19 protein-coding genes are annotated in these 21264 nt (G+C 69.4%); 16 read left to right on the forward strand and 3 right to left on the reverse strand.

Features of this window, described 5'->3' with window-relative positions; translation table 11 throughout:
• Positions 1-2: 2 nt before the first annotated feature.
• Positions 3-1499, reverse strand: a complete 1497-nt coding sequence (locus tag KF889_12785; GenBank protein ID MBX3500316.1) for a leucyl aminopeptidase — start codon at positions 1497-1499, stop codon at positions 3-5.
• 185 nt (positions 1500-1684) lie between these two features.
• Between KF889_12785 and KF889_12790 the strand changes: the two genes are divergently transcribed.
• The 5 genes from KF889_12790 to KF889_12810 all read left to right on the forward strand — a co-directional run bounded on the left by KF889_12790 (position 1685) and on the right by KF889_12810 (position 7057).
• Positions 1685-2965, forward strand: coding sequence for a peptidylprolyl isomerase (locus KF889_12790; protein MBX3500317.1), 1281 nt, complete (start codon positions 1685-1687; stop codon positions 2963-2965).
• 3 nt (positions 2966-2968) lie between these two features.
• Positions 2969-3985, forward strand: coding sequence for a 4-hydroxythreonine-4-phosphate dehydrogenase PdxA (gene pdxA, locus KF889_12795; protein MBX3500318.1), 1017 nt, complete (start codon positions 2969-2971; stop codon positions 3983-3985).
• Positions 3882-4802, forward strand: a complete 921-nt coding sequence (gene rsmA, locus KF889_12800) for a 16S rRNA (adenine(1518)-N(6)/adenine(1519)-N(6))-dimethyltransferase RsmA (GenBank protein ID MBX3500319.1) — start codon at positions 3882-3884, stop codon at positions 4800-4802. Before pdxA ends, rsmA begins: the two co-directional genes overlap by 104 nt.
• A gap of 270 nt (positions 4803-5072) precedes the next feature.
• The gene (locus KF889_12805) at positions 5073-5534 is read left to right on the forward strand and encodes a GtrA family protein (GenBank protein ID MBX3500320.1); all 462 of its coding nucleotides are present in this window, start codon (positions 5073-5075) and stop codon (positions 5532-5534) included.
• Between the two features lie 20 nt (positions 5535-5554).
• Entirely contained in the window at positions 5555-7057 is a 1503-nt protein-coding gene (locus tag KF889_12810) for an NAD(P)/FAD-dependent oxidoreductase (protein MBX3500321.1), read from the forward strand.
• 45 nt (positions 7058-7102) lie between these two features.
• Here the strand turns inward: KF889_12810 and KF889_12815 are convergent, their stop codons facing one another.
• Complete coding sequence (locus KF889_12815) at positions 7103-8848, reverse strand: hypothetical protein (protein ID MBX3500322.1); 1746 nt, start codon at positions 8846-8848, stop codon at positions 7103-7105.
• A gap of 122 nt (positions 8849-8970) precedes the next feature.
• On the opposite strand from KF889_12815, the gene KF889_12820 reads away from it, so the two are divergent.
• From KF889_12820 to KF889_12870, 11 genes are all read left to right on the forward strand, one after another.
• The gene (locus KF889_12820; protein MBX3500323.1) at positions 8971-9777 is read left to right on the forward strand and encodes a 1-acyl-sn-glycerol-3-phosphate acyltransferase; all 807 of its coding nucleotides are present in this window, start codon (positions 8971-8973) and stop codon (positions 9775-9777) included.
• 76 nt (positions 9778-9853) lie between these two features.
• Entirely contained in the window at positions 9854-11083 is a 1230-nt protein-coding gene (locus tag KF889_12825) for a class I SAM-dependent methyltransferase (protein ID MBX3500324.1), read from the forward strand.
• 113 nt (positions 11084-11196) lie between these two features.
• Positions 11197-12717, forward strand: coding sequence for a replicative DNA helicase (locus tag KF889_12830; GenBank protein MBX3500325.1), 1521 nt, complete (start codon positions 11197-11199; stop codon positions 12715-12717).
• A 25-nt stretch (positions 12718-12742) separates the two neighbouring features.
• Positions 12743-13282, forward strand: a complete 540-nt coding sequence (locus KF889_12835) for an HD domain-containing protein (GenBank protein MBX3500326.1) — start codon at positions 12743-12745, stop codon at positions 13280-13282.
• Positions 13283-13456: 174 nt separating this feature from the next.
• Complete coding sequence (gene alr, locus KF889_12840; protein ID MBX3500327.1) at positions 13457-14584, forward strand: alanine racemase; 1128 nt, start codon at positions 13457-13459, stop codon at positions 14582-14584.
• Positions 14585-14613: 29 nt separating this feature from the next.
• Complete coding sequence (locus KF889_12845; protein ID MBX3500328.1) at positions 14614-15360, forward strand: ABC transporter permease; 747 nt, start codon at positions 14614-14616, stop codon at positions 15358-15360.
• Positions 15360-16136 carry an ATP-binding cassette domain-containing protein gene (locus KF889_12850; protein MBX3500329.1) on the forward strand — a complete coding sequence of 259 codons (777 nt, stop codon included), beginning with the start codon at positions 15360-15362 and terminating at the stop codon, positions 16134-16136. The genes KF889_12845 and KF889_12850 overlap by 1 nt, the downstream gene beginning before the upstream one ends.
• A gap of 143 nt (positions 16137-16279) precedes the next feature.
• Positions 16280-17707 (forward strand): DNA repair protein RadA, encoded by a 1428-nt coding sequence (gene radA / locus KF889_12855; protein ID MBX3500330.1) that lies wholly within the window; start codon positions 16280-16282, stop codon positions 17705-17707.
• 30 nt (positions 17708-17737) lie between these two features.
• Positions 17738-18337 (forward strand): CvpA family protein, encoded by a 600-nt coding sequence (locus KF889_12860; GenBank protein ID MBX3500331.1) that lies wholly within the window; start codon positions 17738-17740, stop codon positions 18335-18337.
• 63 nt (positions 18338-18400) lie between these two features.
• Positions 18401-19867, forward strand: coding sequence for an amidophosphoribosyltransferase (locus KF889_12865; GenBank protein MBX3500332.1), 1467 nt, complete (start codon positions 18401-18403; stop codon positions 19865-19867).
• A gap of 211 nt (positions 19868-20078) precedes the next feature.
• A complete protein-coding gene (locus KF889_12870) occupies positions 20079-20819 on the forward strand; it encodes an SDR family NAD(P)-dependent oxidoreductase (protein ID MBX3500333.1) in 741 nt (246 codons plus the stop codon).
• 150 nt (positions 20820-20969) lie between these two features.
• Here KF889_12870 and KF889_12875 read toward each other — a convergent pair whose 3' ends face one another.
• The gene (locus KF889_12875) at positions 20970-21242 is read right to left on the reverse strand and encodes a hypothetical protein (GenBank protein ID MBX3500334.1); all 273 of its coding nucleotides are present in this window, start codon (positions 21240-21242) and stop codon (positions 20970-20972) included.
• Between the last annotated feature and the right edge of the window lie 22 nt (positions 21243-21264).

Below are 21264 nucleotides of genomic sequence, written 5' to 3' on the forward strand. Positions count from 1 at the left end.
GATCAGCTCTCCAGAGCGTCGGCGACGTACTGGTCGACCAGGCGCACGCCGAAGGCGGTGGCGCCCTTGGGCGTAGTGTCGTCGCCCTTGCCCGACCACGCCGTGCCGGCGATGTCGATATGCGCCCAAGGCCGGTCGTTCTCGACGAAGCGCTTGAGGAACTGCGCGGCGCTGATCGAGCCGGCGTCGCGGCCGCCGCCGACATTGCGCATGTCGGCGATGTCGGAGGTCAGCAGCTTGTCGTAGGCGTCGCCCAGCGGCATGCGCCACAGCTTCTCGCCGACCTTGGCGCCGGCGTCGCGCAGCTTGTTGCTGAGCTCGGTGTTGTTGCAGAACAGCCCGGCGCGCTCGTGACCCAGCGCGATGATGATCGCGCCGGTCAAGGTCGAGAACTCGATCATCGCCGTCGGCGCGAACTTCTTCTGTGCATAGGTCATCACGTCGCACAGCACGAGGCGGCCCTCGGCGTCGGTGTTGATCACCTCGATGGTCTGGCCCGACATCGAGGTCACCACGTCGCCCGGCCGCTGCGCGTTGCCGTCGGGCATGTTCTCGACCAGGCCGATCAGGCCGACGACGTTGGCCTTGGCCTTGCGCCCGGCCAGCGCCATCATCGCGCCGGTGACGGCGCCGGCGCCGCCCATGTCCCACTTCATGTCCTCCATGCCGCCGGCCGGCTTGATCGAGATGCCGCCGGTGTCGAAGCACACGCCCTTGCCGATGATGGCGAGCGGCTTGTCGCCCCGGCGCCCGCCGTCCCAGCGCATCACCACCATCTGCGACTCGCGTTCGCTGCCCTGGCCGACGCCCAGCAGCGAGCCCATGCCAAGCTTGCGCATCGCCGCCTCGCCCAGCACCTCGACCTTGACGCCGAGTTTGCTCAGCTGGCGGCAGCGCTGCGCGAAGCTCGCGGGATAGAGCACGTTGGGCGGCTCGCTCACCAGGTCGCGGGTCAGGAAGACGCCGTCGGCCACCGCCTTGAGGCCGGCGAACAGCCTGCGCGCCGCCGCGGCATTCCTGGTCACCACGGTGACGCCCAATACGGTGGGCTTGGCCTCGGGCTTCTCCTTGGTGCGGTACTTGTCGAAGCGATAGGAGCGCAGCAAAGCGCCCATCGCCAGGCGTGCGGCGATCTCCTCGATCTTCAGCTTCGAGCCCGCCGGCGCGTCGACCAGCAGGGTGAGCTTCTTCTGCGCGGCACCGTTGGCGTCGGCCAGCAACGCGCCGCCGACGCCCTCGACGGTGCGCGGCCGCAGGTCCTTGGCCTCGCCCAGCCCGGCGACGGCGACGCGCGTGGCCGAGACGCCGCGGGGCGCCAGCAGCGCCATGATCTGGCCCTGTTTGCCGGTGAAACGACCGGCGCCCATGGCCGCGGCGATGGTGCCGCCGGCGGCCCTGTCGGTCGCCGCGGCCTGCGGCAGCAGCTTGCGCTCGGGTATGGCGAAGACGGCAAGCCCGCCGGGTGACGACGGCGCGGACTCAACGAAGGCGATCTGCATGATGCTCCCCGAACGACGGCGATGGTGGAATGCGGCGCACCTTGGCATGCGCCGCGCGGCCGGGTAAAGGGCTGCCCACCGGACGACGCCCGCGCCGCCGCGCGGCGTGGCGGGCCGCGCCGCCAGCCGGTATAGTGCCCGCAGGGACGGAACCCCCACACAACGAACACCGACGATCGAGGTCCATGGTGCGCTTGTCGAGACTGCTGCCGACTCTTGCCGTGATGGTCGGGCTTGCCGCCCTGCCGGCGGCGGTTCCCGCCCAGGACTCCTATCGCATCATCGCCAACGTCAACTCGCAGGGCATCACCCAGTACGAGCTGGAACAGCGCGTCAAGCTTACCATGGTGTCCTCGCGCATCGCCGACTCGCCGACCAACCGCGCCCAGGTGCAGCGCCAGGTGCTGCGCCAGATGATCGACGAGCGGATCCAGCTCGACGAGGCGCAGCGCGCGCAGATCAAGGTGACCCCGAGCGAGATCCGCGAACGCGTCCAGCAGCTCGAGCAGGCCAACCGCATGGCGCCCGGCGGCATCGAGCAGGCCCTGCGCGGCTCGGGCATCGGCATGTCGGTGCTGACCAGCCAGATCGAGGCCGGCCTCGCCTGGGGCAAGCTGGTGCGCCGCAGGGTGCGCGGGCAGATCGACGTCACCGACGCCGAGATCGACGAGGCGCTGAACCAGATCCGGCGCAATGTCGGCAAGTCGGAGAACCGCGTCGCCGAGATCTTCCTCGCCGTCGACCGGCCCGACCAGGCCGACGAGGTCCTGCGCAACGCCCAGCGCATCCTCGAGCAGATCCGCGTCGGCACGCCGTTCTCGGTGATGGCCCAGCAATTCTCGCAGAGCGCCTCGGCGGCCAATGGCGGCGATCTCGGCTGGGTGCTGCCGGGCCAGTTCGATCCCGTCCTCGAGGCCGCCATCGCCCGGCTGCAGCCCGGCCGCGTCACCGAGCAGCCGGTGCGCTCGGCCGCCGGCTGGCACATCCTGGCGCTGGTCGACCGGCGCACCTTCGGCGCCGCCGGCAGCAACAATCCGGCCGAGGTCCGGGTCAACGTCGCGCAGCTCCTGCTGCCGCTGCCGCCCAACGCCAGCCAGGACGAGATCGCCCGCGGCACGGCCGAGGCGCAGAAGATCATGGCCCAGGTCACCAAGTGTGCCGATCTGCGCTCCGCCGCGGCGCGCACGCGCGGCGCCACCGCCAGCAACGTCGACAAGCTTCGCGTCGGCGACCTGCCGGCCAACGTGGCGCAGCAGATCGCCACGACGCCGGTCGGCCGAGCCATGGGTCCCTTCGCCATCCAGGGCGCGATCCAGATCCTCGTGGTGTGCAGCAAGGAAGGCGATGGCGGCCTGCCCAGCCGCGACGCCATCCAGCAGCAGATCCTCACCGGCAAGCTCGAGGCCGCCGCGCGCCGCTACATGCGGGATCTCAGGCGCGCCGCGATCATCGAGATCCGCGGATAGACGATGGCCGCGACCGCTCCCGTCGCCGTCACCATGGGCGAGCCGGCGGGCATCGGCGGCGAGTTGACGCTCAAGGCCTGGCGCGCGCGGCGCGCGACGCCCGGGGCCACGCCGTTCTTCGCCATCGACGATCCGCATCGCCTCGGCGCCACGGCGCGGATTCTGGGTCTCGACGTCCCGATCGCGCCGATCGCGGCGCCGGCCGAGGCCGCTTCGCTCTTCGGCGGCGCCCTGCCCGTGCTGCCGCAGCCCCTTGGCGTGCCGGCCGAGCCCGGCCGTCCCGATGCGCGCAACGCGCCGGCGGCGATCGACAGCATCACCCGCGCCGCCGGCTTCGCGCGCGACGGCGCGGTGTCGGCGATGGTGACCAATCCGGTGCAGAAGAAGGTGCTGCAGGACGGCGGCTTCCGCCATCCCGGCCACACCGAGTACCTCGCCGAGCTGGGCGGCAGCGCCGGCAGGCCGGCGTCGGTGGTGATGATGCTGGCCTGCAGCGAGCTGCGCGTCGTGCCGGTGACGATCCATGTCTCGCTGCGCCGCGCGCTGGACCTGCTGAGCACCGACCTGATCGTAGAGGCGGGGCGGGTCGCGGTCGCCGGCCTGCGGCGCGATCTGGCGCTGCCGTCACCGCGCGTCGCCGTCGCCGGGCTCAACCCGCACGCCGGCGAGGACGGCACCATGGGCGACGAGGATCTGCGCATCGTGAAGCCCGCCGTCGAGCGCCTGCGCGCCGAGGGCGTCGACGCGCGCGGCCCGCTGCCGCCCGACACCATGTTCCACGCCGCGGCGCGCGCGACCTACGACGTGGCGCTGTGCATGTATCACGACCAGGCGCTGATCCCGATCAAGACCATCGACTTCTCGGGTGGCGTCAACGTCACGCTGGGCCTGCCCTTCATCCGTACCTCGCCCGACCATGGCACGGCGCTGGACATCGCCGGCACCGGCCGCGCCGATCCGACCAGCTTCCTGGCGGCGCTCGACATGGCCGCCGACATGGCCCGCCGCCGCCGTGCCTGACGATCCATGGGCGGCCCTGCCGCCGCTGCGCGAGGTGATCGCCCGCCACGAGCTGGCGGCGCGAAAGGCCCTGGGCCAGCACTTCCTGCTCGACGGCAACCTCACCGACCGCATCGCCCGTGCCGCCGGCGATCTGTCATCGGGCACTGTCATCGAGGTCGGGCCCGGGCCGGGCGGCCTGACGCGCTCCTTGCTGCGCGCCGGCGCGGCACGGGTGGTAGCCGTCGAACGCGACCGGCGCGCCGTCGCCGCGCTCGCCGATCTGGCGGCCGCCTTCCCTGATCGCCTGAAGGTGCGCGAGGCGGACGCGCTGGAGACCGATCTCGCGAGCCTGGGCGTGCCGCCCCGGCGCATCGTCGCCAACCTGCCCTACAACGTCGCCACCCCCCTGCTGATCGGCTGGCTGCGGCAGGCCCAGGCCTTCGAGTCCTTCACCCTGATGTTCCAGAAGGAGGTGGTCGAGCGCCTGGCCGCCCGCCCGAGATCCAAGGCCTATGGGCGCCTGTCCGTCCTGGCGCAGCATGTCTGCGAAGTCACGCCGCTGTTCGACATCGCCGCCTCGGCGTTCGTGCCGCCGCCCAAGGTCGTCTCCAGCGTCGTGCGCCTGGTGCCGCGACCGCAGGCTGCCGGCGACCTCTCCCGGCTCGAGGCGGTGACCGCCGCCGCTTTCGGCCAGCGTCGCAAGATGTTGCGCAGCAGCCTCAAGGGCGTGACCGGCGACCCCGAAGTCGTGCTGAACCAGCTCGGCCTGTCGCCCACGTCGCGGGCGGAGGAACTGGCGGTCGGCGACTTCGTGCGCCTGGCGCAATCCATCTGATTCGGACCGGATTGGCCGCCCGGCTACGGCCGACTTCTCTACATTACCGCTGCCGGAAGGAACCTGTGAACTTCTTGCTATAGGAGTTCAAGTTTGTTACATACCAATTTGAAACTATTAGAAATTCATAGTCCGGGTTCGATTTCCATGTCGCTTGCCCCCGTCGAAACGGTGGTGTCCTCCAGCACGCTCCGCTCCGATCGCCGCCCTGCTGCAGCCTCTCTCGGGGATCGTCTTGCGGGCCTGGTCCGGGCGTCCATCGCATTGTTCGTGTCGCGTCGATTCGCAACCTTCATCGTGTTCGGCGGACTCGCGGCCCTGGTCAACATCGGCGTCGGCAAGAGCCTGTACTCGGTGCCGGCGATCACCGAGGTGGTGCCTTACTGGCTGGCCGTCGCCATCGGCGCGGCCAGCGGCCTGCTGGTGAATTTCGGCCTGAACTATGCCTTCAACTTCCGCTTCCAGGGCCGCTCGGCGGGTGCCCAGCTGCGCACTTTCGTCGTCGTCGCCGTCGGCGGCGTGGCGCTCACTGCGCTGATCGCCCACAGCCTGGTCGCGCTGGCCGGCTGGACCGGCCTCGCCTCGCCGCTGCGCATCGCCGGCATCGCGCTGGAGACGGGCTTCATCGCCCATGTCATGGCGACCGGCCTGGTGACCTTCTATTCCTTCGCCGCGCACAGCGCGTTCTCCTTCAACGTCGGCCTGCGTACCCGGCTGCTGCGCCTCTTCTGATACTGAGAGACCCCCGCTCGATGACCGCCCGCAAGCCCTCGACCATCTGCATCGGCGCCGGCCCGGCCGGCCTCACCGCCGCCTACCACCTGTCCAAGGCGGGCGCGCCGGTGACCGTGCTGGAGCGCGACCCCGTCAACGTCGGCGGCATCTCGCGGACCGAGAGCTACAAGGGCTTTCGCTTCGACATTGGCGGCCACCGCTTCTTCTCGAAGTCGCGCGAGGTCGAGGCGCTGTGGGACGAGATTCTCGGCGACCAGTTCGTCGACCGTCCGCGCAAGTCGCGCATCTTCTATCAGCGCAAGCTGTTCGATTATCCCCTGAAGGCGTTCGACGCACTGATGAAGCTAGGCATCGTCGAGTCGATGCTGTGCATGGTCTCCTACGGCAAGGCCAGGCTGACGCCGATCGCGCAACCCAAGAGCTTCCAGGACTGGGTCACCAACCAGTTCGGCCGGCGCCTGTTCGGCATCTTCTTCAAGACCTACACCGAGAAGGTGTGGGGCATGAAGTGCACGGAGATCTCCGCCGACTGGGCGGCGCAGCGCATCAAGGGCCTGTCGCTGGGCACCGCGGTGATGAACGCGCTGTTCCCCAGGAAGCCGAAATCGAAGGAGGCCACGATCAAGACGCTGATCGACAGCTTCCGCTATCCCCGCCTCGGGCCGGGCCAGATGTGGGAGGCGGCCGCCGCCCATGTCGAGCGCCGCGGCAACCATGTGCATCGCGGCCACGACGTGGTCGGCCTGTCACGCGATGCGGCCACCGGCCGCTGGACGGTGACGACGCAGGATGCGTCGGGTGCCCGCCATCGCTATGACGCCGACAACGTCGTGTCGAGCGCCGCCATCGCCGATCTCGCCGGGTACCTGCAGCCGGCGCCGCCGGCCGAGGTGCTGACGGCCGCGCGCGCCCTGCGCTATCGCGACTTCATCACGGTGGCACTGGTCGTCAAGGACAAGGGCCGCTTCGACGACAACTGGATCTACATCCACGAGCCCGGCGTGAAGGTCGGCCGCATCCAGAACTTCAAGTCGTGGTCGCCCGACCTGGTGCCCGACCCGACGCTCAACTGCTACGGCCTCGAGTATTTCTGCTTCGAGGGCGATGATCTGTGGGTGGCGAAGGACGAGGACCTCGTCGCGCTGGCGCGCCGGGAACTGGTGCAGCTGGGCCTGGCGGCCAACGAGGACATGGTCGACGGCCACGTCATCCGCCAGCCCAAGGCCTACCCGGTCTACGACGACCACTACCAGGACAACGTCCAGACCGTTCGCGCCTGGGTCGAGCGCGACATGCCCGGCCTGCATCTCGTCGGCCGCAACGGCATGCACAAGTACAACAACCAGGACCACGCCATGATGACGGCGCTGCTGGCGGCGGAGAACATCCTCGCCGGCCACCGCAAATGGGACGTCTGGCAGGTCAACCAGGACGCCGAGTACCACGAGGCAGGCGAGGACCGCTCGCTGGCGCTCGACTCCGGCCGCCTGGTGCCGACACGGATGGCGCCGGCGGAGTGACTTGGTGTTCAGTCCGCGCGGCTCCTGCGGCGCGGACCAACAACGTCAGCGCACCACGTAGAGCCGATACCCCGATTTGGGATCCAGTGGCCGTTCGATCAGCCAGTCGGGCGGCCGTCCTTCCTTGAGGGCCGCCCAGAGCGTGCCTTCCTTGGCCCGATTCTTCGTGCAAACCAGTACCGCCCTGGCCTTGGTCGCGGCGAAGCTGGCCGGCACCGACGTGCCCGCGAAACGTGTCTCGTCGAAGGCGTCCATGCTTCGCATGATCAACCGCTCGGCGCGGTGATAGGGTCCCGCGACCATGATCGCGCGCGTGAAATAGAGGATCTCCGGCGCGTCGCTGAACGGCGTCAGCACGATTTCGCCGGTCAGCGGCTCGAGTTCCTGGCTCAGCGGCCGCGGATCGCAGGAGCCGGCTCGACGCTCCGTGCTATTGTCGGCGGGAAACGCCGACGACAGGACATAGGGTCCGACCAGCAGCCCGAGCCACGCGGCGACCAGGGCCAGGCGCGAGGCCCGCGACTCTTCGCGGCGCGTGAGGATCTCGATCGTCACGCCCAGGGCCACGACCGACGCCAGCTGCGGGTACATGGCGAAGCGCACGTGCTTGAAGCCGATATAGAGCAGGAAGGCAGCGAAGGCGGTCAGCAGCAGCGCCATCGGCGTGCGCGTGCGCCACAGCAGCGTGCCCGTCGACGCCGCCAGCACCAGCGCCGGCAGCGCGATCATCAGCGCGAGATTCTCCAGTGAGCTGATCGGCCGCATCTCGGCGACGTATTGCCAGACGCGCTCGATCGCCTCGGCCGAGAAGATGCCGCCCGCGCCCTTCAGGACCCCGGGGTAGTGCACGACCCAGGCGATGAGCGGCACCGCGAGGATCGCGCCCGCGATGATGGACGCCAGCCAGGGCGAGGCGACGGTCGGCACGAAGCTGCGCAGGATCAGCGGGATGACGAGCATTCCCGCGCCCAGCTCGACATAGGGCAGCGAGAGCCGATCGACCTCCAGCGCCAGGCGGCCATTCGCCGGCGGGTCGACCAGCAGCGCCAGCAGCAGGACGGCAAGATGCCCGGCCGCCAGCGCCAACGCCCGCGGCCCGACGCGTCGCTCGGCCTCGACGTCGCGCAGCGCTGCAATACCCCAGGCGAACAGCAGGAAGGGCAGCGCCTCGGGGCTCATCCATTCGCCCAGGCCGCCCAGCGCACCGGCGGCGATCGCCGGCATCATGCCACGCCCTCCGATGCCGGCAGCATAGGCCAGCGCCGGCATGATCACCGCGATGGCCGACAGCATGACGTGGTGATCGGCGCGGCCGAACGCGCCATAGGCGACGATGCCGGGCGCCATCGCGGCCAGCACCGCCGCAGTGATCGCGTGCCGTCCGCTGCCCGCCGCCAGCCGCACCGCCTGGAAGGTGGCCAGCGCGACCAGCACGGTGCTCACCGGCCCGACCGCCGCGCCGGCTAGGCGCAGAGATTCGCCCAGCGGCAAGAACAGACGCAGCGGCAACGACAGCAGCAGGATCAGGCCGTCGAGCAGATGCGTCCAGTGCAGCCCGATGTTCAGCCCGCTGTTGTCGCGCGGCGTGTGGTGCAGCGCGCGGCCGGCCTCCACCATGGCCTCGATGCGGCTCACCCGGGCGTAGGAGTCGGTGTCGATCAGCTTGCCGTCGAACACGCCCTGCAGGTTGCCGGCCACGAGCGAAGTGGCGGCGCAGGCAAGGACGATGGTTACCACCAGCAGGGTGGAAGGTCGCGGCGGGATCGTGGGGCGGATCTGGTCAGCGGACACAAGCCCTAGTATGCCGAGAAGCCCGCGGCCTCCGCATCTGGATTCTCGGATCGAGGGCTTGCCATTTTGAACGATGTTCAATATAATCATTGCCAGCGTCGTTTCCGACGCGGGAGATGATCATGCGGTGGCTTCGGGCGATCGCCTTCAATGCCTACTACTGGTCGCTGACGATCGGCGCGGCGCTGGCCTGCACCATGCTGCTGGTCTTGCCGGCGCGCGACCCGCTGCGCTTCATCATGCTGCATTGGGCGCGGGCGGTGGTCTGGGGCATGCGCGTGTTCGGCGGCATGAAGATCGACGTGCGCGGCCGCGAGCATCTGCCGGCCAAGGGACCGGCCCTGATCGCCAGCAAGCACCAGAGCGAGTGCGACGGCATTCTGCTCGCCGCGCTGGTGAAGGACATCGCCTTCGTGGCGATGAAGGAGCTGTTCTCCTGGCCGCTGATCGGGCCGATCCTCTATCGCCTGCAGATGGTGCGCGTCGACACCTGCGGCGGCGAGCGCGAACGGCGCAACCTCGCGCATTTCTGCCGGCGCGCCTTCGAGAACGGCCGCGTGATCGCGATCTATCCCGAAGGCCATCTGATGCCGATCGGCCAGAAGGAGCGCTATCGTACCGGCATCTACTACCTGTCGCGAGACCTCGACCTGCCGGTGACGCCGGTGGCGCTGAGCGTCGGCCTGCTGTGGAGCCGCTGGCAGTTCTGGAAGCGCCCCGGCCGCGCCGCGATCCAGTTCCTGCCGCCAATCCCGCCCGGGCCCGACAAGGACGCGTTCATGGCCAGGCTCGAGGCCGAGATCGAGCGCGCCACGGCAGCGCTCGTGGCCGAGGCCACCGGACAGCCAGTGGAACTGGCCCGCTATGTGCCGCGTTCACCTCCGCGGCCACCCAGGCAAGTCAGTGCGGCCCCCTTTACAACGCCTTGAACTGGTTCGTAGATTCCCTGCGGCTATATCGCGGGCCCGATCGAAGGAGAGTTCGGGCCGCAGAGCGAGGGTGGACATGCTCCTGGCCAAGGGTTTGCGGCGGCTGATCCGTGCCGGCTCGATGACGCTGATCGATGCCAGGGGCGTGACCCATCGCATCAGCGGCACCGCGCCGGGACCCGACGTGACGGTCCGGCTGCATGATCGCGCGCTTCACCGCAAGCTGGCGCTCAATCCGCGCCTGTGCGTCGGCGAGGCATACATGGACGGCACGCTGACCATCGACGACGGCCGTCTCTACGACTTCCTCGATCTCCTCGGCATCAACATGGCCGATCTCGAGGCTCACCCGCTGGTGTCGGTGAAGAAGGCGTGCGAGTACGTCGTGCGCCTGCTCGGTCAGTACAACCCGATCGGCCGCGCCCAACGCAACGTCGCGCATCACTACGACCTCAACGGTGCGCTCTACGACACATTCCTCGACGCCGATCGCCAGTATTCCTGCGCCTATTTCCGCACGCCCCAGGACACGCTCGAGCAGGCGCAGGCGGCGAAGAAGGCGCACATCCTCGCCAAGCTGCTGGTCGCGCCCGAGCACAAGGTGCTCGATATCGGCTCCGGCTGGGGCGGGCTCGGCCTGCAGATCGCGCGCGATTCCGGCGCCGACGTCACCGGCGTGACGCTGTCGGTCGAGCAGCACGCCAGCTCGAGCCGCCGCGCGCTGGAATCGGGCCTCGCCGACCGCGTGCGCTTCAAGCTGCTCGACTACCGGCAGGAGACCGGCGTCTACGACCGCATCGTCTCGGTCGGCATGTTCGAGCATGTCGGCGCGCCGCATTACCGTGAGTTCTTCACCAAGGTGAAGTCGCTGCTCGCCGAGGACGGCGTGATGCTGCTGCACTCGATCGGCACCATGGGTCCGCCGGGCACGCAGAACCCGTGGATCCGCAAGTACATCTTCCCCGGCGGCTACACACCATCCCTGTCGGAGGTGCTGCGCGCCATCGAGCATGTCGGGCTCTACGTCACCGACATCGAGGTATTGCGCCTGCACTACGCCGAGACGCTGCGGCACTGGCGCGAGCGCTTCATGGCCAACCGCGACCGGGTGAAGGCGATGGCCGGCTATGACGACCGCTTCTGCCGCATGTGGGAGTTCTATCTCGCCGCCGCCGAGATGAGCTTCCGGCGCATGAGCCAGATGGTCTTCCAGCTCCAGCTCGCCAGGAAGCCGGACGCCGTGCCGCTGACGCGCGACTACATGCACGACGGCGAGCGCGGGCGGATGTCGGTGGCGGCGGAGTAGTCAACCCGGAACATTCCGCGGCCACGGTCAGTTATTCGCGTGTTGCACGGGATGATTCGCGGCGCGCGGATTTGCTCGATGCCAGCGCGGCGCGACATCGTTAGGGTCGGCTGATGGCTGAGACCTCGAACGTCACCCCTCTTCCCGGCAGCGGCGACCAGCGATTCCGCGAGCCGCCGCACAACTTCGAGGCAGAGCAGGCGCTGCTCGGCGCCATGCTGGTGAACAACCTCGCCTACAACAGGGTCTCCGACTTCCTGCGTCCCGAGCACTTCGCCGATCCGCTGCACGGCCGCATCTTCGAGGCCGCCGCCCGCCTGATCGAGCGCAACCAGGTGGCCACGCCGGTTACGCTCAAGCCGTTCTTCGAGCGCGAGGAGGCACTGCAGCAGGCCGGCGGCACGGCCTACCTCGCTCGCCTCGCCGGGGCGGCCATCAGCATCATCGACGCCGCCGACTATGGCCGTCAGATTCACGATCTCTACCTGCGCCGTCAGCTGATCGATGTCGGCGAGACCATGGTCAACGGCGCCTTCGCGCCCGAGGTCGAGGAGCCGGCGACCAGCCAGATCGAGCAGGCCGAGAGGAAGCTCTACGACCTCGCCACGGCCGGCCAGATCGAGGGCGGCTTCAAGCCCTTCGGCTCGGCGCTGTCCGAGGCCGTCGAGATGGCCGAGTCGGCCTACAAGCGCGACGGCGGGCTGACCGGCGTCGCCTCCGGGTTGGGCGCGCTCGACCAGCTGCTGGGCGGCCTGCACAAATCCGACCTGATCGTGCTCGCCGGCCGCCCGTCGATGGGCAAGACGGCGCTGGCCACCAACATCGCCTTCCACGCCGCCAAGCAGTATCGCGAGGAGTTCGACGAGGATGGCCGCGCCCAGGCGGTCGACGGCGCGGTGATCGGCTTCTTCTCGCTGGAAATGTCTGCCGAGCAGCTTGCCACCCGCATCCTCGCCGAGCAGGCGACGGTGAGCTCCGAGAAGATCCGTCGCGGCGAGCTCAACCAGCACGACTTCAACAGCGTGCTGGCGCGCAGCCGCGAGCTGCAGATGGTGCCGCTGTTCATCGACGACACCCCCGGCCTGACCGTGCAGGCGCTGCGTACCCGCGCGCGCCGCCTGAAGCGCCAGCACGGGCTGGGCATGATCGTCGTCGACTACCTGCAGCTGCTGCAGGGCGCCGGGCGCGGCCGCGACACCAACCGCGTGCAGGAGATCTCCGAGATCACCCGCGGCCTTAAGACCTTGGCCAAGGAGCTCGACGTGCCGGTCATCGCGCTGTCGCAGCTCAGCCGCGCCGTCGAGCAGCGCGAGGACAAGCGGCCGCAGCTCGCCGATCTGCGCGAATCCGGCTCGATCGAGCAGGACGCCGACGTGGTAATGTTCGTCTTCCGCGAAGAGTACTATCTGTCCCGCTCCGAGCCGACGCGCCGTGCGGATGAAAGCGACGAACGCTTCAACGACCGCCACGATGCCTGGAAGCAGCGCTGCGAGCACTCCTACGGCAAGGCCGAGGTGATCGTCGCCAAGCAGCGCCACGGACCCACCGGCGTCGTCCGTCTGAGCTTCGAGGGCGAATTCACCAAGTTCGGCAATCTCTCGGCGGACGACAGCTACGGCAGCATGCCGGAATAGGAGGAAGCGGCCGGTGGCAAGCGACGTGGAGAGGCTGGCGCGCGCCGCGGCGTTCGCCGCCGAGAAGCACACCGGCCAGCTGCGCAAGGGCGAGGCCGGCGAGCCCTACGTCAACCACGTCATCGAGGTCGCCGAGATGCTGGCGGTCGCCAGCGCCGGCCGCGACGTCGAGCTGGTGATCGGCGGCCTGCTGCACGACACGATCGAGGACACCGGCGCCACCCATCAGGAGGTCGCGGCGATCTTCGGGGTCGTCGTCGCCGATCTCGTGGCCGAGGTCACCGACGACAAGTCGCTGCCCAAGGCCGAGCGCAAGCGGCTGCAGGCGCTGCACGCGCCGCACAAATCGCCGCGCGCCAAGCAGCTCAAGCTCGCCGACAAGACCTCCAACCTGCGCGCCCTGGCGAGCAGCCCGCCGGCCGACTGGCCGCTGTCGCGCCAGCGCGAGTACGTCGCCTGGGCGCGCGCGGTGGCCGCCGGCCTGCGCGGCGCCAATGCCTGGCTCGAGCAACAGTTCGACGAGGCCGCCGCCGCGGCGGAACGGGCGATCGAGGGGCGGAAGTAACGCTTACCTTCCCCCGGAGGGGGAAGGTGGCGCGGAGCGCCGGATGGGGTATGTCGAAGACGGACTCCTGCGTTCGTCTTCGACATCCCCCTTCCGCCCTTCGGGCACCTTCCCCCTCCGGGGGAAGGTAGAAGGATTGATCCCCGCCCCCTCTTCCCGCATACGTTCGCTCCGATGATTCTGCCCCCCGAGTCCCGCCGCGCCGGGGCGATCCTGACCGTCGATCTCGACGCCGTCGCCGCCAACTGGCGGACGCTGCGCGACCTCGGGCGCGCCCACGGCAGGCCGGTCGAATGCGCCGCCGTGCTCAAGGCCGACGCCTATGGCCTGGGCGCCGTGCCGGTCGGCCGCCGGCTGTGGGCCGAGGGCTGCCGCTTCTTCTTCGTCGCCCATGTCGACGAGGGCATCGCGCTGCGCGCCGCCGTGCCCGAGGCCTGGATCTGCGTGCTCAACGGCCTGCTGCCCGGCGCCGACATCGACCTGGTCGAGCACCGCCTGGTGCCGGCGCTCAACGATCTGGGCCAGGTCTCGGCCTGGCGCTCCTGCGCCCAGCGCGTCGTGCAGCCGCTCGACGCGGTGATCCATCTCGACACCGGCATGAACCGGCTGGGGCTCAATCCCGACGAGGCGATGCTGCTGGCCAACGACCGCATGCGCCTGCGCGGCCTGCGCCTGGCGCTGCTGATGAGCCACCTCGTGTCGTCGGAGCGGCCGGCCGACACGACCAATCGCGCCCAGCTCGAGCGCTTCCGCCAGTTCGTCGCGCGCATGCCGGGCGCGCCGGCCTCGCTGGCCAATTCCTCCGGCATCTTCCTCGGGCCCGACTATCATTTCGACCTGATGCGCCCGGGCGCGGCGCTCTACGGCATCAATCCGACGCCCGACACCGACAACCCGATGCGGCCGACCGTGGCGCTGATGGCCCGCATCCTCCAGGTCCGGCAAATTGATGCCATGGCCGGCGTTGGTTATAACCACGACTGGCGGTCGGGGCGGCCCACGCGCATCGCCGTCGTGGCCGCGGGGTACGCCGACGGCTATATGCGCGCGTTGGGCAATCGTGGTGAAGTCGCGGTCGAAGGACACAAGGCGAAAGTCGTCGGACGGGTCTCGATGGATCTCCTGACAATCGATGTCACCGACCTGCCCGAGGGGCTCGCGGTTCCCGGCGCCTTCGTCGAGCTGGTCGGCCCCAACCTGCCGCCCGACGAGGTGGCGGCGAGCGCCCGCACCAACGGCTACGAGATCCTCACCAATCTCGGCGACCGCTATCACCGCCTCTACAGCGGGGCCGCTTCGTGAACGTGCCGCTGGTCACGGTCCTCGGGCGCATGACGCTCGCCTTCCTCGGCCTGACCGGGGCGGTGACGACCTTCGCCACGCGCAGCCTGCTGCACTGCTTCCAGCCGCCGGTCTACCGCCGGCAGATCCTGCGGCAGATGCTGGAGATCGGCTACTACTCGCTGCCGGTGGTCGGGCTTACCGCGATCTTCACCGGCATGGTGCTGGCGCTGCAGAGCTACACCGGCTTCGCCCGGTTCGCGGCCGAGAGCGCGATTCCCAACGTCGTCGTGGTGTCGCTCACCCGCGAGCTCGGACCGGTGCTGGCCGGCCTGATGGTCGCCGGCCGCGTCGGCGCGGCGATGGCCGCCGAGCTCGGCACCATGCGCGTCACCGAGCAGATCGACGCGCTCACGACGCTGTCGACGGAGCCTTTCAAGTACCTGATCGCGCCGCGCATCATCGCCGCCGTCGTCACGCTGCCGCTGCTGGTGCTGGTGGCCGACGCCATCGGCATCCTCGGCGGCTATCTCGTGGGCGTCTACAAGCTCGACTTCAACGAGCAGAGCTACCTGCGCAACACCCTCGACTTCCTCCAGGTGATGGACGTCGTATCCGGCCTGGTGAAGGCCGCGGTGTTCGGCTTCCTGATCGCGCTGATGGGCTGCTACCATGGCTACCACTCGCGCGGCGGCGCGCAGGGCGTCGGCGCCGCCACCACCAACGCGGTGGTCTCGGCCTCGATCCTGATCCTGACCGCCAACTACCTCATCACCGAGCTGTTCTTCTCCCGCTGATCATGGCCGTCCCCCGCATCGCCATCCGCGGATTGCGCAAATCCTTCGGACCCAAGAAAGTGCTGGACGGCATCGACGTCGAGGTCGGCGTCGGCGAGTCGCTGGTGGTGATCGGCGGCTCGGGCTCGGGCAAGTCGGTGCTGCTCAAATGCATCCTCGGCCTGATGCAGCCCGATGGCGGCTCGATCCGCATCGACGGCGAGGAGACGGTCGGGCTCTCGCGCGCCGACCGCGCCCGCGTCATGCGCAAGTTCGGCATGCTGTTCCAGGGCGGCGCGCTGTTCGATTCGCTGAAGGTCTGGGAGAACGTCGCCTTCGGGCCGATCCAGAGCGACCACATCCCGGTCGAGGAGGCGCGGCAGATCGCGCTCGCCAAGCTGGGCGCCGTCGGGCTGACGCCCGACGTCGGCGAGCTCAAGCCGGCCGAGCTGTCGGGCGGCATGCAGAAGCGCGTGGCGCTGGCGCGCGCCATCGCCCGCGAGCCGCAGATCATCTTCTTCGACGAGCCGACCACCGGCCTCGATCCGATCATGTCCGACGTGATCAACGACCTGATCGTCAGCTGCGCCAAGCAGCTCGGCGCCTCGACCATCTCGATCACCCACGACATGGCGAGCGCGCGCAAGATCGGCGACCGCGTCGCCATGATCTACGACGGCAAGCTGATCTGGCAGGGCCCGATGGCCGACATCGACAACTCCGGCAGCGCCCATGTCGACCAGTTCATCCACGGCCGCGCCGAGGGCCCGATCCGGATGCAGGTGCGCAAAGGCTAACCCTTCCCCCGGAGGGGGAAGGTGCCGAAGGGCGGAAGGGGGATGTCGAAGACAAACACCGTGCGCGTTGAAGCATCCCCATCCGTCGCGCTGCGCGCGCCACCTTCCCCCTCCGGGGGAAGGGAGAATTGATAGGCTGAACCATGGCCAAGCCCGTCCGCTCCTTCACCTGCCAGTCCTGCGGCGCCGTCACGGCGAAGTGGGCGGGCAAGTGCGAGTCGTGCGGGGCGTGGAACTCGATCGTCGAGGAGGCGCCGTCGGGCGCCGCGGCCGGCTCGCCGCTGGCGCGCGCCGGCGGCAAGGGCCGGAAGATCGAGTTCGCCGCGCTCACCGGCTCCTCGCCGCAGCCGCCGCGGCACGTCACGGGCATCGGCGAGTTCGACCGGGTGTGCGGCGGCGGGCTGGTCGCCGGCTCGGCGCTGCTGATCGGCGGCGACCCGGGCATCGGCAAGTCGACCCTGCTGCTGCAGGCGGCGGCGGCGCTGGCCAGGAGCGGCGTGAGCTGCGCCTATTTCTCCGGCGAGGAGGCGATGGACCAGGTGCGGCTGCGCGCGGCGCGGCTGGGCCTGGCCGAGGCGCCGGTGCTGCTGGCGGCGGCAACCTCGGTGCGCGACATCGTCGCCACGCTGGAGGCGCGCGACGGCCCGCAGGTGGCGGTGATCGATTCGATCCAGACCATGCATCTCGACACCGTCGATTCCAGCCCCGGCACGGTGACCCAGGTGCGCTCCTCGGCCCAGGCGCTGATCGAGCTGGCCAAGCGGCGCGGCGTGTCGGTGCTGCTGGTCGGCCACGTCACCAAGGAAGGCGCCATCGCCGGCCCGCGCGTGCTCGAGCACATGGTCGACACCGTGCTGTATTTCGAGGGCGAGCGCGGCCATCAGTTCCGCATCCTGCGCGCGGTCAAGAACCGCTTCGGCCCGACCGACGAGATCGGCGTCTTCGAGATGTCCGACCGCGGCCTGACCGACGTCGCCAATCCCTCCGCCCTGTTCCTCGCCGAGCGCCGCGGCGCGGTCAGCGGCGCCTGCGTCTTCGCCGGCGTCGAGGGCACGCGTCCGCTGCTGGTCGAGATCCAGGCGCTGGTGGCGCCGTCGTCCTTCGCCACGCCGCGCCACGCCGTGGTCGGCTGGGATTCCGGCCGGCTGGCGATGGTGATCGCCGTGCTCGAGGCGCGCTGCGGCGTCTCGGTCGGGCCCAACGACGTCTACCTCAACGTCGCCGGTGGGCTGCGCATCAACGAGCCGGCCGCCGACCTCGCCGTCGCCGCCGCGCTCCTGTCGTCGCTGGCCGACGAGCCGGTGCCGGCCGACATGGTGGTGTTCGGCGAGATCGGCCTGGGCGGCGAGGTGCGCGCCGTGGGCCAGCGCGAGGCCAGGCTCAAGGAGGCGGCCAAATTGGGCTTCCAGCGCGCCCTGCTGCCGCCCCAGGCGGGCACCGCCACGACATCAGGCCGCGCCTCGGGCGAGGCCATCCGCGTTGACGAAATCGGCCATCTGTCGGACCTTGTGGCAAGACTTCGTCCCGGCGGCCATCAGGCACGGCGGCACCTGCGTAGAACCGAGACCTGATCAGGCATGGAATCGCTAGGAATCACCCCGGTGGATATCGGGGCACTGGGGCTTTTGATCTTCGCCGGCGCCATGGGGCTGTCGAGCGGCTTCATCCATTCCGTGCTGTTCATCGGCGCCTGGGTCCTGGCCGGCACCGGCGCCTGGCGCTTCACCCCCTCGCTGCAGCCGGAGGTGCAGAAATACGTCGCCTCCGAGCAGATCGCCTATTTCACCACCCTGCTGGGCACCTTCGTCGTGCTGCTGATCGTGCTGACCCTGGTCGCCAGCACCATCGGCCGCTGGGTGCGCGCCAGCTCGATCCGGGTGCCCGACAAGATCATCGGCATGGCCTTCGGCGTGGTCTGCGGCCTGATCGTGCTGGCCACCGCCTTCCTGCTCTACACCTACATCGTCAAGCCGGCGACGATGCCGCCGATCATCGCCCAAGCCCGGCTCTTCCCGCTGGTCAAGGAGGCGGCCGAGATCATCGAGCCGCAGCTGCCGGAATCCTTCAAGACCCGGGCCCAGCGCATCTCGCCCTCCAAGACGCCCGACCCGGCCGCACCGGCCGCGCCGGCCGCCCCGCCCGATCCTGCGACAACGCCGCCCGACGCCCCGGTGAATCCCGGTGGCGCCCCGAGGCAATAGGAGTATAAGGACGCACCCTTCTTAACGCCGGCACAACGCCGGCGGCAGCGCGGAGAATCGATCGTGCCGGGTGGACCCCCCCGCAGTACGAACCCTTTCGACGACGACAAGCTGCGCGAGGAGTGCGCCCTTTTCGGGATCTACGGATCGAGCGACGCCTCGGCGCACACGGCGCTGGGCCTGCACGCCCTGCAGCATCGCGGCCAGGAAGCCACCGGCATCGTCTGCTACGACGGCCAGCACTTCCACCAGCACCGCGATCTCGGCCTGGTCGGCGAGGTCTTCGACAAGCCCGAGGTGATGCGCAAGCTCAGGGGCTACGCCGCCATCGGCCACAACCGCTACTCGACCACCGGCGACACGGTGCTGCGCAACGTCCAGCCGATCTTCGCCGATTTCGACTTCGGCGGCCTGGCGATCGCCCATAACGGCAACCTCACCAACGCCTGGCTGCTGCGCAAGGAGCTGGTGCGCCGCGGCTGCCTGTTCCAGTCGACCATGGACACCGAGGTCATCAACCACCTGATCTCGCGCTCCAACTACTCGACCGTGATCGACCGGCTGATCGACGCGCTCAGCCAGGTCAAGGGCGCCTATTCCCTCGTCATGCTGACCAACGACGGGCTGATCGGCGTGCGCGATCCGCTGGGCGTGCGCCCGCTGGTGCTGGGCAAGCTCGACGACGCCTGGATCCTCAGCTCCGAGACCTGCGGCCTGGACATCATCGGCGCGCGCTTCGTGCGCGACGTCGAGCCGGGCGAGATCGTCTTCGCCGGCAAGGACGGCATCAAGTCGATCAAGCCCTTCGGCCGCGCCAAGCGCCGCTTCTGCATCTTCGAGCACATCTACTTCGCGCGCCCCGACAGCAGGGTCGAGGGCCTGGGCGTCTACGACGTGCGCAAGCGCATCGGCATGGAGCTGGCCAAGGAAAGCCCGGTGCCGGCCGACATCGTCGTGCCGGTGCCCGATTCCGGCGTGCCGGCGGCCATGGGCTACGCCCAGCAATCCGGCCTGCCCTTCGAGCTCGGCATCATCCGCAACCACTATGTCGGGCGCACCTTCATCGAGCCGGCCGACCACATCCGCCATCTCGGCGTGCGCCTGAAGCACAACGCCAACCGCGCCACCATCGAGGGCAAGCGCGTCATCCTGGTCGACGATTCGATCGTGCGCGGCACCACCTCGGTGAAGATCGTCGCCATGGTGCGCGCCGCCGGCGCCCGCGAGGTACATATGCGCATCGCCGCGCCGCCGACGACGGACTCCTGCTACTACGGCGTCGACACGCCCGAGCGCGACAAGCTGCTCGCCTCGCGGCTCGACGTGCCGGGCATGGCCAAGTTCATCGGCGTGGATTCGCTGGCCTTCGTCTCGATGAACGGCCTCTACCGCGCCGTCGGCGAGCCCGGCCGCGACGCCAACGATCCGCGCTTCTGCGACGCCTGCTTCACCGGCGACTACCCGATCTCGCTCGACGACCGCGACGGCCCGCAGGAACGCCAGCTCTCCCTGCTGACCGAATCGGCGTGAATACCTCATCTGTCATCCCGAGCGCAGCGAGGGATCTAGTCGGCCGCCCTGGATTCCTCGCTCCGCTCGGAATGACAGCGCTTTCTTCTACCTTCCCCCGGAGGGGGAAGGTGGCGCGCAGCGCCGGATGGGGGATGCCTCAACGCACTCGGTGTCCGTATTCGACATCCCCCTTCCGCCCTTCGGGCACCTTCCCCCTCCGGGGGAAGGCATGAGCAAACGCCTTGCCGGCAGGCTGGCGCTGGTCACCGGCGCCTCGCGCGGCATCGGGGCGGCGGTCGCCCGCGCCTTCGCCCGCGAGGGCGCGCATGTGGTCGCCGTCGCCCGCACCGTGGGCGGGCTCGAGGCGCTCGACGATGCGATCAAGGCCGAGGGCGGCGAGGCCACGCTGGTGCCGCTCGACCTCGCCGACGGCGCCGGCATCGACCGCCTGGGCGAAGCCCTGCACGCCAAGTTCGGCCGCCTCGACATCCTGGTCGGCAACGCCGCGATGCTGGGCGTGCTCTCGCCGGTCGGCCACATCGACCCGCCGCTCTTCGAGCGCACCTTGGCGATCAACGTCACCGCCAATTACCGCCTGATCCGCTCGCTCGACCCGCTGCTGCGCCTGTCGCCCGCCGGCCGCGCGATCTTCGTGACATCAGGCGCGTCGAAGCACGCCATCCCCTACTGGAGCCTCTACTGCGCCACCAAGGCGGCGCTGGAGCAGCTGGTGCTGTGCTACGCCGCCGAGGTCGCGAGCACGAAGGTGCGCGTCAACCTGATCAACCCCGGCCCGACCCGCACCAAGATGCGCGCCGAGGCGTTCCCCGGCGAGGATCCGCTGCAGCTGCCGACAGCCGACGCGATCGCCGAGGCGTTCGTGCCGCTGGCGGACGCGGGCTGCACGCTGCACGGCGCATGGGTCGCGGCGGACGAGTGGCTCAAGGCGAGCACGGCAGCGCGGCATTAGGCACCCCTGTCATCCCGAGCGTAGCGAGGGATCTAGGCTGCGACTGGATCCCTCGCTACGCTCGGGATGACAGCCATTGCAGGATGGGCGTGGCCACACCGCAAGCGTGTCAGGCTTGCGTTATTGCATTGTCTTCATCCACGGACCGTCTCAGGCCGGCGAGCCGCGCCTGGGACCGGGCTGGAGGATCAGTCGCCGATCCTCGAGGCGTTGACGACAACGCTCGACGAAATCGCGCGCCGAGCCGGGATCGTCCCGGTAGCGCGCGAAGGCCTCGGCGTCGATCTCGTAGTATTCCTCGTAGTCGACCAGCCCGTTGCTGACGGGGATCGCGACGTACAACCGGCCGGACGCTTCCTCGACGCCGATGGCGAAGCGCTCCTCCTTGCAGACCACGACGTCGCTGAACTTCGCCTTGCCCATCATCGGCATCCCCTGAGAATTC

Source organism: Alphaproteobacteria bacterium (assembly GCA_019635875.1).
Classification (GTDB): Bacteria; Pseudomonadota; Alphaproteobacteria; order Reyranellales; family Reyranellaceae; genus JAFAZJ01.

Coding starts and splice junctions, on each gene's coding strand:
- radA (MBX3500330.1), top strand. CDS start 16,280: ATGGCCAAGCCCGTCCGCTCCTTCACCTGCCAGTCCTGCGGCGCCGTC.
- KF889_12785 (MBX3500316.1), bottom strand. CDS start 1,499: ATGCAGATCGCCTTCGTTGAGTCCGCGCCGTCGTCACCCGGCGGGCTT.
- KF889_12830 (MBX3500325.1), top strand. CDS start 11,197: ATGGCTGAGACCTCGAACGTCACCCCTCTTCCCGGCAGCGGCGACCAG.
- KF889_12845 (MBX3500328.1), top strand. CDS start 14,614: ATGACGCTCGCCTTCCTCGGCCTGACCGGGGCGGTGACGACCTTCGCC.
- rsmA (MBX3500319.1), top strand. CDS start 3,882: ATGGCACGGCGCTGGACATCGCCGGCACCGGCCGCGCCGATCCGACCA.
- KF889_12790 (MBX3500317.1), top strand. CDS start 1,685: ATGGTGCGCTTGTCGAGACTGCTGCCGACTCTTGCCGTGATGGTCGGG.
- alr (MBX3500327.1), top strand. CDS start 13,457: ATGATTCTGCCCCCCGAGTCCCGCCGCGCCGGGGCGATCCTGACCGTC.
- KF889_12820 (MBX3500323.1), top strand. CDS start 8,971: ATGCGGTGGCTTCGGGCGATCGCCTTCAATGCCTACTACTGGTCGCTG.
- KF889_12870 (MBX3500333.1), top strand. CDS start 20,079: ATGAGCAAACGCCTTGCCGGCAGGCTGGCGCTGGTCACCGGCGCCTCG.
- KF889_12825 (MBX3500324.1), top strand. CDS start 9,854: ATGCTCCTGGCCAAGGGTTTGCGGCGGCTGATCCGTGCCGGCTCGATG.
- KF889_12875 (MBX3500334.1), bottom strand. CDS start 21,242: ATGGGCAAGGCGAAGTTCAGCGACGTCGTGGTCTGCAAGGAGGAGCGC.
- pdxA (MBX3500318.1), top strand. CDS start 2,969: ATGGCCGCGACCGCTCCCGTCGCCGTCACCATGGGCGAGCCGGCGGGC.
- KF889_12810 (MBX3500321.1), top strand. CDS start 5,555: ATGACCGCCCGCAAGCCCTCGACCATCTGCATCGGCGCCGGCCCGGCC.